This window comes from Mesorhizobium sp. M0768, assembly GCF_040320195.1.
GTDB lineage: Bacteria > Pseudomonadota > Alphaproteobacteria > Rhizobiales > Rhizobiaceae > Mesorhizobium.
The window spans coordinates 85,042-100,419 of the sequence record NZ_JAMYPD010000006.1 but is presented as its reverse complement, the minus strand read 5'-3'; the positions used below and the strand labels follow the sequence as shown (position 1 = coordinate 100,419).

Sequence of the window (15,378 nt, the reverse complement as noted above, 5' to 3'; positions counted from 1 at the left end):
CGTAAAAAGCCCAGGCCCGCAGCTGCACATATCGGGCGAGCCTGCGGCTGCGCATATCAAAAAGGGGGAGAAATGGAGGTTTCTGTTGCCAGGTACCTCCGAACCCCGCCTAGAAGTGCGAACCACTAGGGCTTGAATTGAAGCTATCGCACCGCTTACGCGGCGAGACGTGCTTCCGCATAGTTGTCGTTGGCAACTATAAGTTTAGCCCGATAACGGTGGTACAATGCCGGGCAAAAGTACGATCTTTACACCTTCGTCGATCCTATTTCGCCCCCAGCAAAAGCCGCTCCTGAGCAGCGGTTTTTGGTGGAGGCGCCGGGTACCGCCCCCGGGTCCGAACGGCTTATTTCATCGCCTGTCTATCGCCATAGTCGGTCGAGCCGACGAAGCGAATATAGGGACTGGCGGTGGAAAATGAAAGGCCGGAATGCCACTTTCGTCCGTGCCAAAGTGGATCATGAAGGGTTGACTTGCAGCCGGTCTCAACCGAAGCTTTGTGGCGGTGAGGAGACCTAGCGCATACTTGCGGCAGCGCGCCACAATCCTCATCGACCGGATCCCGTGGCGCCGACGAGGGGAAATTCGATGGCCGATTATCTCGCAGACGTAAAGAAGTATGATGCGGCGGCGGATGCCGACGCGGTCGCCAAGATCGTCAAGCATCTGGGCATCGCGCTCAGGAACCGCGATTCCTCGCTGGTGTCCTGCACCGACCCGGAGGAACTGAAGCGCGTCAGGAACAGCTGGGTCGCCGGCAAGCTCGGCGTCACCGACGGTGCCAAGGCGGATGCGGCTATCGAAAAGACCTGCAAAGCTATGGCGGCCGACAACAGCAAGAGCCGGGTGACATTCTATTACCTCGTCGCCAAGGATCTGGGCATGCTCGGCTCGCTCTGAGCAACCTCGCCGCCGGTGCTGGTGAGACTTCTGCTGGAATCGTCTCGCTTTGCTGTGTTCGGCCGACGGTCATTCGGCTATGATGGCTGACAACCCGAATCGGACCGGAGCCGATGCGCCAGTATCTCGACCTTCTGAAGCATGTGCTGGAAAACGGCGCTGATCGCGGCGACCGCACGGGCACCGGAACGCGCTCGGTATTCGGCTACCAGATGCGCTTCGACCTGGCCCGCGGCTTTCCGGTCACCACCACCAAGAAGCTGCACCTGAAGTCGATCATCCACGAACTTTTGTGGTTCCTGGCCGGCGACACCAACATCAAATATCTCAACGATCACGGCGTCTCGATCTGGGATGAGTGGGCCGACGAGAACGGCGATCTCGGCCCGGTCTATGGCAAACAATGGCGGTCGTGGCCGGACGGCCATGGCGGCGCTATCGACCAGATTGCGAATCTTCTGAAGGAGATACGCAAAAATCCTAATTCGCGGCGGCTGATCGTTTCGGCGTGGAACCCGGCCGAGGTGGAGGCCATGGCCTTGCCGCCCTGCCACTGCCTGTTCCAGTTCTATGTTTCGGAAGGCAAGCTTTCCTGCCAGCTCTACCAGCGTTCGGGCGATATCTTTCTCGGTGTGCCGTTCAACATCGCTTCCTATGCGTTGCTGACGTTGATGGTGGCGCAGGTGACCGGATTGAAACCCGGCGATTTCATCCACACGCTCGGCGACGCGCATCTTTACTCGAACCATTTCGAGCAGGCGCGCGAACAATTGCGGCGCACGCCCAAGGCGTTGCCGACGCTGTGGATCAATCCCGAGGTGAAGGATCTCTTTGCCTTCCGCTTCGAGGATTTCCGGCTCGAGAACTATTTCGCCGACGCGACGATCAAGGCACCGATCGCGGTCTAGCACCATAGCTGACTGTGCATGTCGACATTGCCTACTGCGGCTACGCCCTCGGGCGTTGTCAGCATCCATCTTTATTGGCCGACTTGACTTGACGCGCAATCCCTGGTCGCTGATTTTCATGTGAATATTTCCTTCGGCCTCGGTGCCGCTGTATCCAACGAAGATTATCGCAGGCCGGGAAAACCTCAGCTCAGAATGCCATAGGCGGTAAAGAGCCTTTCCTTGTTATGTTCACATGGATATATCGATGGACGGCTTCGGGCGTTCGGAGACGAGGAGAGTTTCATGCTGGCGCGCAAAGGTTCGACGACGATTGCCATCGCGGGTCTCGCCGCCATCCTGATGGCCGCGGTGCCGGCGGCCCATGCCGATGACAAGGTGGTCGTGTTTGCCGCGGCGAGCCTGAAGGATGGGCTCGATGCCGTCAACAAGGCCTGCGAGGCCGATGTCGGCGAGGCGGCGACCATTTCCTACGCGGCGAGCTCGGCGCTGGCCAGGCAGATTGAAAGCGGCGCGCCAGCAGACCTGTTCATCTCGGCCGATCTCGACTGGATGAAATATCTTGCTGACAGGAAGCTGACCAAGCCCGAAACCCAAGTGAAACTGCTCGGTAACCAGATCGTTCTGGTTGCGCCACGGGATTCCAAGGTTGAAACCAGGATCGAAAAGGGTTTTGATCTTGCCAAGCTCGTCGGTGACGGCAAACTTGCCATGGGCGATGTCAAAGCTGTGCCGGCAGGCAAATACGGCAAGGCAGCCCTCGAATCGCTCGGTGCCTGGTCTTCGGTCGAAGGCAAGGTGGCGCAGGCCGAGAATGTCCGCGCCGCCCTAAAGCTGGTGTCGACCGGCGAGGCAGCACTCGGCATCGTCTACGCCACGGATGCGCATGCGGAGCCTGGCGTGAAGGTGGTCGGCACTTTCCCCGCGGGTACCCATCCGCCGATCATCTATCCAGTCGCCCAGCTTGCGGATTCGAAGAGCAGGGATACCCCGGCATTCCTGAAATGCCTGCAATCCGCCAAGGCTGGCGAACTCTTCAAGGCGCAAGGTTTTACAATCCTCGCGCCGAGCAACTGACGTACGGCACCGCACATGAACTGGCTGCTGGATCTCGCTCCCGACGAATGGAATGCGGTCCAGCTGTCGATCAAGGTGGCGACCGTGGCGATGATTGCCAGCCTGCCGCCGGGCATCCTGATCGCTCTTGTGCTTGCCCGCGGCCAGTTCTGGGGCAAGACGCTGCTCAATGGTCTGGTGCATCTGCCGCTGATCGTGCCGCCGGTGGTGACCGGCTATTTGCTGCTGTTGACTTTCGGCAAGCGTGGTCCGGCCGGCGCTTTCCTGGCCGAACATTTCGGGATCGTTTTTTCCTTCCGCTGGACTGGCGCCGCGCTCGCCTGCGGCGTGATGGGCTTTCCGCTGATGGTGCGGGCCATCCGGCTGTCGATCGAGGCCGTCGACCGCAAAATCGAGGCGGCCGCCGGCACGCTCGGCGCCAATCCGCTATGGGTATTCGGCACGATCACGCTGCCGCTGATCCTGCCCGGGCTGATCGCCGGTGCGATCCTCTCCTTCGCCAAGGCGATGGGCGAATTCGGCGCGACGATCACCTTTGTCTCCAACATTCCGAACGAGACGCAGACGCTACCGTCGGCGATCTACACTTTCACGCAGGTTCCCGGCGGCGACGCCGGCGCGCTCAGGCTGACGCTGATCTCGATCTTCATCTCGATGGCGGCACTTGTTGCCTCGGAAGTGCTGGCGCGGCGTGTCGGCCGGCGGATGGACATCGAATGACGGTTCAGGTCGACATCAGCCACCGGCTTGGCGATTTCACCGTCAATGCCCGCTTCGAAAGCGCCGGGCGGCTGACCGCGCTGTTCGGGCCTTCCGGCTCCGGAAAGACGACGCTGATCAATTTGATTGCCGGGCTGATCCGCCCCGACAAAGGTCGCATCGCGGCCGAGGGCCGCGTGCTGGTTGATAGCGATGCCGGTCTGTTCGTGCCGAAGCACAAACGGCGGATCGGCATGGTGTTCCAGGATGCGCGGCTGTTTCCGCATATGAGCGTGGCGAGCAATCTGCGCTATGGCCGCTGGTTCACGCCGGCTGCCGAGCGTTACGCCGATATCAATGGTGTGGTCGAACTGCTCGGGATCGGCCATTTGCTCGATCGGCGGCCGGCAAAACTCTCCGGTGGCGAGAAGCAGCGCGTGGCAATCGGCAGGGCGCTGCTTGCCAGTCCGAAATTGCTGCTGATGGACGAGCCGCTGGCGTCGCTCGATGAGCGGCGCAAGGCCGAGATCTTGCCTTACATCGAGCGGCTGCGCGACGAGACGAAAATTCCGATCGTCTATGTCAGCCACTCGATCGCCGAAGTGGCGCGGCTGGCGAGCGACGTCGTGGTGCTGATGCAAGGAAAGGTCGCCGCTTCCGGTCCGACCGGAGCGATCATGCAGCGTCTGGATCTATTGCCGGCCGAAGAGCGCGGCGAGGGCGGCGCCGTGCTGGATACCGCGGTTCTGCGCCACGACGAAGCCTTCGGCATGACGGTGCTAGGCTCATTGGCGGGCGAGATCCGGGTGCCGCTTCTGGCAACGCCAGTCGGTGCGCCGGTGCGCGTCCGCATCCGTGCCCGCGACGTGATGATCGCCACCGAGCAGCCGGTTGGCCTCAGCGCGCTCAACATATTGCCGGGCACGATCGTGGCGATAGAGCCGGGCGAAGGGCCTACCGTCGAGATCGGCCTCGACTGCAATGGCGCAACCGTGCTTGCCCGCATCACAGAACAGTCGCGGCAGACACTGGGGCTTCGGCTTGGTCGACAGGTGTTCGCCGTGGTCAAGACGGTGAGCTTCGACCGGGCGAATACCGGCGCCGGCCTGCCCGCCGAGGCGGATGAGTGAACGGCCGATGATTCGCTATATCGTTTTGGAATAGCGGTATCGCTGCAGAACCTGTAGAATAGCGTGACCGCGGAGGAGCAAATGCCGTCGCTGAGTTTGCGGATAAATCTCGATCCAGATGGCCGCATCGGACCGGGCAAGATCGAGCTTCTGGAACAGATCGCCGCCTTCGGCTCGATTTCGGCCGCGGCACGCGGCATGGAGATGTCCTACAAGCACGCCTGGGATCTGGTCGAAGACATGAACCGCGTGTTCGGCAAGCCGCTGGTTGCGGCACAGACGGGCGGCAAAAAAGGCGGTGGCGCCCAGTTGACGTCGGTCGGGCTTGCTGTGGTCAGCCGCTTCCGCGCCATCGAGCGGGCTGCGTCTTCAGCAGCGGCGGCGCATATGGAGGCACTGCAGGCCGAGATCGACGCAGCGTGACGCCGGCGGAATTCATGCCGCGTGTGATCCCTGTTACTTCTTAGGCTCGCCCGGCTTGCGCAGCAGATAGGTGTCCATGATCCAGCCTTTTTTCCGGCGGGCCTGCTCACGGGTGGTCACGATCTTGTCGCCGACGTCGCCAATCCGGCCCGAGATGACGATCTCGTCGGGCGTCCCGAGATAGGCGCCCCAGTGAACGGTGACGTCGTTGTCGTCCAGCGTGTTGAAGGCGCATTTGCCGTCCAGCATGACGATGGTGCTGCCGGCGTTTTCGGGCAGACCTTCCTCGGCGAGCCGGCGGCCGGTGGTGATCAAAATGGCGTCGCCGATCCGGTTCAATGCCATTTTGTGGCTGGCTGCGAGTGCCTGGATGGCGGTGATGCCAGGGACGACCTCCAGCTCGAACGCTACATTGCCTCTGAGGCGCACGCGCTCAAGGATGCGCAGCGCACTGTCGTAGAGCGACGGATCGCCCCAGATCAGGAAGGCGCCGCAGCCATCTTCAGGGAGTTCGTCGCGGATCAGGCCTTCGTAGATCGCGGCGATCGCCTCGTGCCAGTCGTCGACGGTCGAGCGGTAGGAAGGCGCCGGCTCGGCGCGCACCGGCACGTCGAATTCGACACGGCGCGAGTTCGGATTAATGACGAAGCGGTCGCAGATCTGGCGGCGCAATTCGGCGAGATCGTTCTTCTTGGCGCCCTTGTCAGGAATGAACAGCACGTCGGCCCGATTGAGACCGTTAATGGCCTGGACCGTCATGTGTTCCGGATTGCCGGCGCCGATGCCGATGACGAGAAGCTTGCGCATGGGCGAACTCCTGCCCGATCGGGACCGGCGTGTCTAGACCGACACGACATGCCGGCAGGCGCCGGCGCATTTGCCGAAAGGCTTTGAAACGCCACATTGAACAGCTAGAGTCATGTTGGCATTCTCGCCGGGGGAGTTTCCATGTTCCGTTACGTCCTGACCGCAGCCTTGGCGCTCTCGGCTACGCCTGCGCTCGCCAATGATTCGGTCGCCGAACTCGGCACCGGTGGGCTGATTCTTTCGCGCAGCGATGCGGTGGCGATGGAAAGCGAGGATCTCTACATCTCGCCGGAAAAAGTGATGGTCGATTACGTCTTCCGCAACAATACCGACAAGGATGTCGATGCGATCGTCGCCTTTCCGATGCCCGACATCGAAGGCGACCCCGAAGAAATACCAGCGATTCCGGAGGCGCAGAGCGACAATTTCCTCGGCTTCGAAGTGACGATCGACGGGGAGCCGGCAAAGCCGCAGCTCGAGCAGAAGGTGTTCGCGCTCGGCATCGACATCGGCGCTGACCTGAAGGCGCAGGGCGTGCCGTTCTATCCGTTCGGCGATGCGGCCAAGGCAGCGCTGGCAAAGCTGCCGCAAGCGGTCGCCGACGACTGGGTCAACCGCGGCATCATCATCGAGGACACTGCTGACGACGGTTCGGGCATGAAGACCGTCTATACGCCGTTCTGGCAATTGCGCTCGACCTATTGGTGGCGCTCGACGTTTCCGGCCAACAAGGCGGTCCATGTCTCGCATCGCTACAAGCCGAGCGTCGGCGGCACCTCCTCGGTCAGCTTCTTCTATGACGGCCAGTTCCAGGGTCAGTATGCCGCCTACAAGACACGCTACTGCATGGACGATGCCTTCGAGAATGCCGTGCGCAAGGCAGCCAAGGACGATCCCGACGGCTACCCCAAATATTTCGAGAACCGCATCGCCTATATCCTGACCACGGGCGGCAACTGGGCGTCGGGAAACATCGGTGCGTTCAAGCTGACCGTCGACAAGGGCGATCCGAAGAACCTGGTCTCGTTTTGCGGCGAAAACGTCAGGAAGATCGGACCGACGACGTTCGAGATGAAGGCGCAGAACTTCTACCCCGAGCACGACATCGACATATTGCTGCTGGAGCCATCGGATGGCGGAAACGGCGGCTGATGGACCTCGCGCTTTATGTCGCCATCGCCGAGAACGGCGTGATCGGGCGCGAGGGTGGGTTGCCGTGGCGGCTGTCCACCGATCTCAAGCGGTTCAAAGCCGATACGATGGGCAAGCCCATCATCATGGGCCGCAAGACCTATGAAGGCATCGGCCGCCCATTGCCGGGCAGGCTCAACATCGTGGTGACACGAGACAAGGCATGGCGCGCCGAGGGCGTCGAAGTCGCGCACTCGATCGAGGACGCAATCGCGCTGGCGACGGTGCGCGGGCGCTGCATGGCCGGCGCCGACGAGATCTGCGTCATCGGCGGCGGCGAAATCTACGCTCAGGCGCTGCCGTTGGCCGATCGGCTGCACGTGACCCATGTTCTGGCCGCGGTCGACGGCGATGCCCATTTCCCGCCGATCGATCCGGCGCTGTGGCGGATCGTCCGCTCGCAGGAGGTGGAGGCTGGCGAAAAGGACAGCCATGCGACACGCTATTCGGTTTACGAGCGGCGCCGCGACGTGCATTGAAGGCGACAAAGGGGTCGCGACAGGTCTAGATGGACCCAAAGGCGGACAGTGGCGGCAGCCGATCGCGTTGAAAGCGTGCCGTCGCATCCCTATAGAAGAATAATATTGGATTTTGCGCCGGTGAGCCGGCGCTTGAGGGAATTCCAAGCGAAAGGACATTCATGCCCTGGAACGACAAGAGCGGCGGCGGCGGCCCGTGGGGCGGCGGCAACAATCAGGGGCCTTGGGGTCAGGGACCAAAAGGACCCAGCGGCCCGCAGGGCTCGCCTCCCGATCTCGAGGATATCATCCGGCGCGGGCAGGACCGGTTGCGGCGCGCGCTGCCGGGCGGCGGTGGCGCGAGCCCTGCCGTGTTCGGGCTGATTGCCGCGGCGCTGGTGGTGCTATGGGCGTTCAAGGCAGTGTACACCGTCCAGCCAGATGAAGTTGCGGTGGAGCTCAGGTTCGGCAAGCCGAAGGCGGAGCTGTCGCAGCCGGGCCTGCATTTCCATTGGTGGCCCATCGAAACGGTCGAGACCGCTAACATCGCCGAGCAGCTTGTCAGCATCGGCGGCGGCAGCACCAGCGGCGATGGCCTGATGCTTTCCGGCGACCAGAACATCGTCAACGTGCAATTCTCGGTGGCCTATCAGGTTTCCGACCCGAAGGCCTATCTGTTCGACGTGTCCGACCCGGGCGGCATGCTGCAGCAGGTCGCCGAAAGCGCGATGCGCGAAGCGGTCGGCCGGCGCCCGGCGCAGGACATTTTCCGCGACGACCGGCAAGGCATTGCGGCGTCGGTGCGTGAGATCATCCAGACGACGCTGGACGGCTACAAGGCCGGCCTCAACGTCAACGCAATTTCCATCGAGGACGCCGCGCCGCCGCGCGAGGTGGCAGACGCGTTCGACGAGGTGCAGCGGGCCGAACAGGACGAGGACAAGTTCGTCGAGCAGGCCAATCAGTATTCCAATCAGAAGCTCGGCCAGGCGCGCGGTGCGGCCGCACAGATCCGCGAAGACGCGGCCGCCTACAAGAACCGGGTCGTGCAGGAGGCCGAAGGCGAGGCGCAGCGCTTCATCTCGGTCTATGACGAATATGCAAAGGCGCCGGAAGTGACGCGCAAGCGGCTCTACCTGGAGACGATGGAGAGGGTGCTGAAGGATTCGAGCAAGGTCATCGTCGAGCAAGGCAACGGGCAAGGGGTGGTTCCCTACCTGCCGCTGCCGGCATTGCAGCAGAAGGCGCCGGCACCGGCCACCGGAGGAAACCAGTGATGGCCAACCGTCTTCCCGTCATTGCGGTCATCGCCGCGGTCATCCTGTTCCTGCTCTATTCGTCGGTCTTCGTCGTCAATGCGCGCCAGCAGGCGCTGGTGCTCAGGTTCGGCGAAATCGTCGACGTCAAGAACCAGCCGGGCATCTATTTCAAGGCGCCATTCTCCTTCTTCGATGCCGACACCGTCCAGCTGATCGAAAACAGGGTCCTGCGCTTCGACCTCGACAACATCCGTGTCCAGGTTTCGGGCGGCAAATTCTATGAGGTCGATGCCTTTATCGCCTATCGTATCTCGGACCCGCGTGTGTTCCGCGCCGCGGTTTCCGGCCAGATCGAACTGGCCGAGGCCCGGCTGAGGACGCGTCTCGACGCTGCCTTGCGCCGCGTCTACGGCCTGCGCGACTTCGAGGCGGCACTCTCGGAAGAGCGCGCCGTGATGATGCGCGAGGTGCGCGATCAGCTGAGGCCTGATGCCACCTCGCTTGGCCTGCAGATCGAGGATGTCCGCATCCGCCGTACCGATCTCACGGCCGAAGTCTCGCAGCAGACCTTCGACCGCATGAAGGCCGAACGTCTCGCCGAAGCCGAGCGGCTGAGGGCGCGCGGCAACGAGGCAGCGCAGCGGATCAGGGCTCGCGCCGACCGCGAAGTGGTCGAAATCGTCGCCGAAGCGCAGAAAGAGTCTGAAATCCTGCGCGGTGAAGGTGAAGCCCAGCGCAGCGCGACGTTTGCCGGGGCCTATCAGCGCGATCCGGCCTTCTTCGATTTCTACCGGTCGATGAATGCCTATGGCACGGCGCTGAACAGCGCAGGAACGACGATGGTGCTGTCGCCGAATTCCGAGTTCTTCCGCTTCTTCCGCGACCCGGACAGCAAGGAAACGCCTGCGGCACCGGCGGCACCAGCGCCAGCACCTGCCGCTCCCGCGCCACCGGCGGCTCAGCCAAGCACCGGCCAGTAGGGCCGGTGCAGGGATAGCCGGCGTAACAGAGGATTTATTCTCTGGCGGTAGCCATAGCCGCAAACGTGCCTTATTTCTTGCCAACATGACGCGACGCGGCGTTTTTTGCCGAAGCGCTTTTTTCAGAACACCCGGAGGCCTTTCGATGACATCCACCACCCTTCTGCGTGCAGCGAGGCGGACGTTCATCGCCGGGGCCGCTGCGCTTCTGGTCGGCGCCGTTGCCGTTCCGTCGTTCGTGGCGCCGACGATGGCAGCCGACGGGCCGCCCTCGGTTGCCGATCTCGCCGCCGGCCTGCTTGGCGCCGTGGTCAACATCTCGACGTCGCAGACTGTTAAAGGCACTGAGGGGCCGGGCGCAGTGCCGATGCCGCAGCTGCCGGAGGGCTCGCCCTTCCAGGACTTCTTCGACGATTTCTTCAAGAACCGTGGCGGCGACAAGGGCGGCGGCGGGCAAAAGGTGCAGTCGCTGGGCTCCGGCTTCGTGGTCGACGCCGAGCAGGGCATCGTGGTGACCAACAACCACGTCATTGCCGATGCCGACGACATCGAGGTGAATTTCTCCGATGGGGTGACGCTCAAGGCGACGCTGGTCGGCACCGACACCAAGACCGATGTCGCGGTGCTGAAGGTCGATCCGAAAGGGCACAAGCTGACGGCGGTGAAGTTCGGCGATTCCAACACGATGCGTGTCGGCGACTGGGTGATGGCGATCGGCAATCCGTTCGGTCTCGGCGGCACGGTGACGGTCGGCATCGTCTCGGCACGCAATCGCGACATCAATTCCGGCCCGTATGACGACTTCATCCAGACCGATGCCGCGATCAACCGCGGCAATTCCGGCGGACCGCTGTTCAACAGCAGCGGCGAGGTCATCGGCATCAACACGGCAATCATCTCGCCATCGGGCGGCTCGATCGGCATCGGCTTCTCGATCCCGTCGCAGCTTGCCTCGGGCGTCGTCGACCAGCTTCGCCAGTTCGGCGAGACGCGGCGCGGCTGGCTCGGCGTGCGCATCCAGCCGGTGACCGACGACATTGCCGAAAGCCTGGGCATGGTGACCGCCAAGGGCGCGCTGGTCGCCGGCGTCATCAAGGGCGGGCCGGTCGACAACGGCACAATCCAGGCCGGCGACGTCATCATCAAATTCGACGGCAAGGACATCCATGAAATGCGCGACCTGCCGCGCGTCGTGGCGGAGAGCCCGGTCGGCAAGGCGGTCGACGTGATCATCGTGCGCAAAGGGGTCGAGCAGACCGTCAAGGTGACGCTCGGCCGGCTCGAGGACGGCGAAAAGCTTGCCAGCGGCGGTGAAAACGGCAACGCCGACCAGGACGATGCCGACAAGGCGCCTGCGGTTTCGACGGCTGCCGTGCTCGGCATGACGATCGGCGAGCTCAATGAGGAGACGCGCACGAAATTCGGCATCGCCGCCGACGTCTCCGGCGTCGTCGTGACCGACGTCTCCAAGGATTCGGCGGCTGCCGAACGCGGCATCCAGCCGGGCGAGGTGATCACCGAGATCGCGCAGGAATCGGTCGCAACGCCCAAGGACGTCATGGACCGGATCGGCGCGCTGAAGGAGCAGGGGCGCAAGAACGCGCTGTTGATGCTGGCGTCGAAGACCGGCGAGCTGAGGTTTGTGACAATCCGGATGGATTGAGTCCGGAAGAGCCTGCAATGCTCTGATCTTGAAACGAAAAAGGGCGGCTAGCGGGCCGCTCTTTTTCTTGCCTGCCAGTCTGTGCGTGACAGCCTGTAGAAGACATGTCGCCTGAGTGCGGTGTGGCTGTCCGGAACACCGGGATGGTCGAAATCGGAGGCGGGGTCGGCGATCATGCCCAGGCGCTCCATAACGGCAGTGGACCGGCTGTTATCCTTGACTGCGAAGGACACGATTTCGTCGAGGCCAAGTCTTTCAAAGCCATAGGTGAGCCAGGCTTCGGCTGCTTCGGTGACATAGAAGCGGCCCCAGAATTCGGGTGCCAGCCGCCAGCCGATCTCGATCGTGCCGGGCGGCAGGAATGGCAAATGATCAGTTCGGGTTATGCCGACGAAGCCGATGCATTCGCCTGTGGCTGCGATCTCAGCGGCCGCGAAGCCGAAGCCGTCGCGATCGATAGCCGCGCGCAACTCCTCCATCTTGGTGTCCGACTGGGCACGGTCGCGGCGAAACGGAAAGAATTCCATGACCAACTCGTCGGAATTGATGCGATGGAAGAGCTCGCGGTCACGATCTTCCCAGTTGCGCAGGATCAGGCGCTCGGTGCGGATCGGCGTCATTCGACAAATTCCTCCCGGCGATAACCCTGCAGATAAAGCAAGGCGGTGAGGTCGCCGTGGTCGATGCGGATCTTTGCCTCGGCTGCGACGGCCGGCTTGGCATGCAAGGCGACGCCGATGCCGGCAAGACGGATCATGTCGAGATCGTTGGCGCCGTCGCCGACGGCAATGGCATCGGCAGGCGTCAGGCCGAGGCCGGCGGAAATCTCGATAAGGGCTTCGGCCTTGGCGGCGCGGCCGAGGATCGGTTCGGCGACCAGGCCGGTGAAGCGGCGATCCTGCTCGATCAGGCGGTTGGCGCGATTTTCGTGAAAGCCGAGCAATGCTGCGATGCGGGTGGTGAAGATGTCGAAACCACCGGAGATCAGCGCCGTCCAGGCGCCATTGGCCGCCATTGTCTGGACGAGCGTGCGGCCGCCGGAGGCTAGCGTCAGGCGATTGTCGATGATGCGGTCGATGATTGCGGCATCGAGACCCTTGAGCAGCGCCACGCGCTCGCGCAAGGCCGGCTCGAATGCGATCTCGCCGTTCATCGATCGCGCCGTGATGGCGGCGACGCGATCCTTGACGCCGATCTCGTCGGCAAGCTCGTCGATGCATTCCTGGTCGATCATCGTCGAATCCATGTCGGCGATCAGGATCTTCTTGCGCCTGTTCTCGGCCGGCTGGACGGCCACGTCGATCGGTTCGGAAGCCAGCGCGGCACGCAGGCGCGCCGTTATTTCGGAAGCGTCGGCGGTCTCCGGCAAGTCGAGCTCGCAGGCGATGCCTTCGGCCAGCCAGCGAACAGCGCTTGCGCCGACCGACCGCGAGGCCATATTCGCTAGCGTCGACGTCAATGCGCGGCCGGCGGGATGGGATAGAAGCGTGGCGATCAGCAGCATCGAAAATTCCAGCGGACAGGCGGGCGAAGGCCGCGTGAAGAACGCGATCCTGATAGCCGGGCCGACCGCCAGCGGCAAGTCGGCGCTCGCACTCGACCTCGCCGAGCGCAATGGCGGTGTCATCGTCAACACCGATTCCATGCAAGGCTATTCGGTGCTCGACGTGCTGACGGCGCGGCCTGGTCCTGCCGAACTCGCCCGCGTTCCCCACTTTCTTTATGGACACGTCGATCCGTCCACCGCCTATTCAACCGGCGCCTGGTTGCGTGATGTCATAAAGCTGATCGACGACGGCACGCTTTCGGAGCGGCCAGTGATTTTCGTCGGCGGAACCGGGCTTTATTTCCGGGCGCTCACGGAAGGTATCTCGGAGATGCCCGACATTCCGAAGTCGATCCGCGACCGCTGGCGCTACGAGCTCCAGGAACAGGGCGCAGTGAGATTGCACCGCATCCTGTTGCGCGAGGATTCTGCGGCCGGCATGATGCTGAAGCCGACGGATGGCCAGCGCATCGTGCGGGCGCTGGAGGTGCTCGACGCGTCGGGCCGTTCCATCCTGGACTGGCAGGCCGCGCGTGGCCGGCCGTTGATCGACGGGAGCAGCGCGCGTTTTTTCGTCATCGAGCCGGAGCGAGCGGCTCTGGTGGAGCGGATCGATGCCCGCTTCGACCGCATGCTGGATGAGGGGGCACTGGACGAGGTGAAACAGCTTTCAGCGCTCGGCCTCGATCCCGACCTGCCGGCGATGAAAGCAATCGGTGTTCGCGAGCTTCAGGCCGCGCTGGCCGGCGCCTTCAGTTTTCCCGAGGCCATCGAGCGCGCGAAAATCGCGACGCGGCAATATGCCAAACGGCAGGCGACCTGGTTCAGGCACCAATTGGGCCCGGAATGGCAGAGATTGCGTCCTGATGGGGGGATCGACTCGATGCTCTCACTCCCTCCTTCGAGCGCAACCTGAAAAGTCGACACCGAGGGGACATTTCGCGTTGAAGTTGTCCAGGTTAACTGTCCGTAAGTTCCCGCATGCCATAAGATCGCTACGAACTTTCCAACGGGGAGCAGATGCGTTTCCACAAGGCGGAATCAGCCTTTTTCGTCTTTATTTTTGTGATCCTGGCCGCCGGCCTGGTGACGCTTTACGCCTATGGGCTCCTGCAAACCCTGGCCGCCGACATTAGCAATACGCCTTCAAAACTCGATGAAATCGTCTATCTCAACAAGCTGCTGTTTGCGACGGGCGTGCTGTTGGCGACTGCGCTGTTCTTCGGCATTTTCTTCATCTACCCGCTGATCCGAAAGCAGGCGACGGAAGAAGGCAAGCTGCGCGCCATGACCGTTTCGCTCAGCGCGCGTTCGGAGACGCTGGAGCATGCGGCGCTCACCGACAGCCTCACCGGCATGCAGAACCGGCGTTATTTCGACGATGCGCTGAAGGAATATCTCGAAGAGTTCCGCCGCATCGAGAAACCAGTAGGGCTGATGATCCTCGACCTCGACCATTTCAAGCAGGTCAACGACAGCCACGGCCACGATGTCGGCGACGAGGTGTTGCGGGCGGTCGCCAACTGTCTCAAGGACATGACACGCTATCACGACGTGGTGGCGCGCCTGGGCGGCGAGGAGTTCGCGGTGGTCACGCCCAATATGGACGCCGAGCTGCTATCCAAATTCGCCGAGCGCATCCGCAAGGCGATCGCCAACATGTCGGTGCTGACGGGCAATGTCCGACTGAAAATCACCACCAGCGTCGGGCTTGCCGTCTGGGATCGCAAGGAAACCGCCGAGGAGTTCTATCGCCGCGCCGATCGCCAGCTCTATGAGGCGAAGAGGCAAGGGCGCAACCGCGTCTGTGCCTGAATTCCGTCATTGAATTCGTGATTCCGGCCGTCTGGTATCGTTTTCTTCGTTTCCGGTGCACGCAGACCGACATCACCCCGTCAAGCTGAGATGCTGCCTTTGCGGGGCTTGCCGGAAATAGAGGTGTTGCCGTGACTAAATCCGATCTCTCCGGTCTTTACCGAGGCTATATTGCATGCCTGAACAAGCAGGATTGGCCAAATCTGGGGAGGTTTGTTCATGATGAAGTGACCCACAACGGTCGCAAGCTCGGATTGTCCGGCTATCTCGAAATGTTGGTCAGAGACTTCGACGAAATTCCGGACCTTTATTTCAACATTCAGCTATTGGTTGCCGATCCGCCTTATGTAGCGAGCCGGCTAAGCTTCGACTGCGCGCCAAGGGGAACGTTCCTTGGGCTCGATGTAAGCGGGAAGAGAATTTCGTTTGCCGAGAACGTATTTTATGAGCTTCAGAGAGGGAAAATTCGCCAGGTGTGGTCAGTTATAGACAAGACAGCCATCGAAACTCAGCTTTGATATC

17 protein-coding genes and 1 other RNA gene are annotated in these 15,378 nt (G+C 62.3%); 14 read left to right on the top strand and 4 right to left on the bottom strand.

Features of this window, described 5'->3' with window-relative positions; all coding sequences use genetic code 11:
* Positions 1–71 precede the first annotated feature (71 nt).
* Positions 72–427: a transfer-messenger RNA gene (ssrA, locus tag NKI08_RS10630) on the bottom strand.
* Between the two features lie 161 nt (positions 428–588).
* Here ssrA and NKI08_RS10625 point away from each other — a divergent pair.
* From NKI08_RS10625 to NKI08_RS10600, 6 genes are all read left to right on the top strand, one after another.
* Positions 589–900, top strand: a complete 312-nt coding sequence (locus NKI08_RS10625) for a DUF2853 family protein (protein WP_023676702.1) — start codon at positions 589–591, stop codon at positions 898–900.
* Positions 901–1,013: 113 nt separating this feature from the next.
* Positions 1,014–1,808, top strand: a complete 795-nt coding sequence (locus tag NKI08_RS10620) for a thymidylate synthase (RefSeq protein ID WP_023676701.1) — start codon at positions 1,014–1,016, stop codon at positions 1,806–1,808.
* A gap of 285 nt (positions 1,809–2,093) precedes the next feature.
* The gene (gene modA, locus NKI08_RS10615) at positions 2,094–2,885 is read left to right on the top strand and encodes a molybdate ABC transporter substrate-binding protein (protein WP_352471611.1); all 792 of its coding nucleotides are present in this window, start codon (positions 2,094–2,096) and stop codon (positions 2,883–2,885) included.
* A gap of 15 nt (positions 2,886–2,900) precedes the next feature.
* Positions 2,901–3,605, top strand: a complete 705-nt coding sequence (gene modB, locus NKI08_RS10610; protein ID WP_352768950.1) for a molybdate ABC transporter permease subunit — start codon at positions 2,901–2,903, stop codon at positions 3,603–3,605.
* The gene (modC, locus tag NKI08_RS10605) at positions 3,602–4,714 is read left to right on the top strand and encodes a molybdenum ABC transporter ATP-binding protein (RefSeq protein ID WP_352768947.1); all 1,113 of its coding nucleotides are present in this window, start codon (positions 3,602–3,604) and stop codon (positions 4,712–4,714) included. The genes modB and modC overlap by 4 nt, the downstream gene beginning before the upstream one ends.
* Before the next feature lie 81 nt (positions 4,715–4,795).
* The gene (locus tag NKI08_RS10600) at positions 4,796–5,137 is read left to right on the top strand and encodes a winged helix-turn-helix domain-containing protein (RefSeq protein WP_023676697.1); all 342 of its coding nucleotides are present in this window, start codon (positions 4,796–4,798) and stop codon (positions 5,135–5,137) included.
* Positions 5,138–5,170: 33 nt separating this feature from the next.
* Here the strand turns inward: NKI08_RS10600 and cobF are convergent, their stop codons facing one another.
* The gene (gene cobF / locus NKI08_RS10595; RefSeq protein WP_352539563.1) at positions 5,171–5,944 is read right to left on the bottom strand and encodes a precorrin-6A synthase (deacetylating); all 774 of its coding nucleotides are present in this window, start codon (positions 5,942–5,944) and stop codon (positions 5,171–5,173) included.
* Positions 5,945–6,085: 141 nt separating this feature from the next.
* Between cobF and NKI08_RS10590 the strand changes: the two genes are divergently transcribed.
* The 5 genes from NKI08_RS10590 (at position 6,086) to NKI08_RS10570 (ending at position 11,495) form a co-directional block, all read left to right on the top strand.
* Positions 6,086–7,096 (top strand): DUF4424 domain-containing protein, encoded by a 1,011-nt coding sequence (locus NKI08_RS10590; RefSeq protein WP_352768945.1) that lies wholly within the window; start codon positions 6,086–6,088, stop codon positions 7,094–7,096.
* Positions 7,096–7,614 (top strand): dihydrofolate reductase, encoded by a 519-nt coding sequence (locus NKI08_RS10585; RefSeq protein ID WP_352471618.1) that lies wholly within the window; start codon positions 7,096–7,098, stop codon positions 7,612–7,614. Before NKI08_RS10590 ends, NKI08_RS10585 begins: the two co-directional genes overlap by 1 nt.
* Before the next feature lie 161 nt (positions 7,615–7,775).
* Positions 7,776–8,870 (top strand): FtsH protease activity modulator HflK, encoded by a 1,095-nt coding sequence (hflK, locus tag NKI08_RS10580; RefSeq protein WP_352471619.1) that lies wholly within the window; start codon positions 7,776–7,778, stop codon positions 8,868–8,870.
* On the top strand, positions 8,870–9,832 hold the full coding sequence (gene hflC / locus NKI08_RS10575; protein WP_352501020.1) for a protease modulator HflC: 963 nt from the start codon (positions 8,870–8,872) through the stop codon (positions 9,830–9,832). Before hflK ends, hflC begins: the two co-directional genes overlap by 1 nt.
* A 145-nt stretch (positions 9,833–9,977) precedes the next feature.
* The gene (locus tag NKI08_RS10570; protein WP_352768943.1) at positions 9,978–11,495 is read left to right on the top strand and encodes a DegQ family serine endoprotease; all 1,518 of its coding nucleotides are present in this window, start codon (positions 9,978–9,980) and stop codon (positions 11,493–11,495) included.
* Positions 11,496–11,542: 47 nt separating this feature from the next.
* Here the strand turns inward: NKI08_RS10570 and NKI08_RS10565 are convergent, their stop codons facing one another.
* A complete protein-coding gene (locus NKI08_RS10565; protein ID WP_352768941.1) occupies positions 11,543–12,115 on the bottom strand; it encodes a GNAT family N-acetyltransferase in 573 nt (190 codons plus the stop codon).
* Positions 12,112–12,999, bottom strand: coding sequence for a phosphoserine phosphatase SerB (gene serB, locus NKI08_RS10560; protein ID WP_352501017.1), 888 nt, complete (start codon positions 12,997–12,999; stop codon positions 12,112–12,114). The genes NKI08_RS10565 and serB overlap by 4 nt, the downstream gene beginning before the upstream one ends.
* On the opposite strand from serB, the gene miaA reads away from it, so the two are divergent.
* From miaA to NKI08_RS10545, 3 genes are all read left to right on the top strand, one after another.
* Complete coding sequence (miaA, locus tag NKI08_RS10555) at positions 12,989–13,957, top strand: tRNA (adenosine(37)-N6)-dimethylallyltransferase MiaA (protein WP_352614339.1); 969 nt, start codon at positions 12,989–12,991, stop codon at positions 13,955–13,957. The genes serB and miaA overlap by 11 nt on opposite strands.
* A 104-nt stretch (positions 13,958–14,061) precedes the next feature.
* Positions 14,062–14,856 (top strand): GGDEF domain-containing protein, encoded by a 795-nt coding sequence (locus NKI08_RS10550; RefSeq protein ID WP_352501016.1) that lies wholly within the window; start codon positions 14,062–14,064, stop codon positions 14,854–14,856.
* Positions 14,857–14,987: 131 nt separating this feature from the next.
* Positions 14,988–15,374 carry an ester cyclase gene (locus tag NKI08_RS10545; protein ID WP_352539569.1) on the top strand — a complete coding sequence of 129 codons (387 nt, stop codon included), beginning with the start codon at positions 14,988–14,990 and terminating at the stop codon, positions 15,372–15,374.
* Positions 15,375–15,378 lie beyond the last annotated feature (4 nt).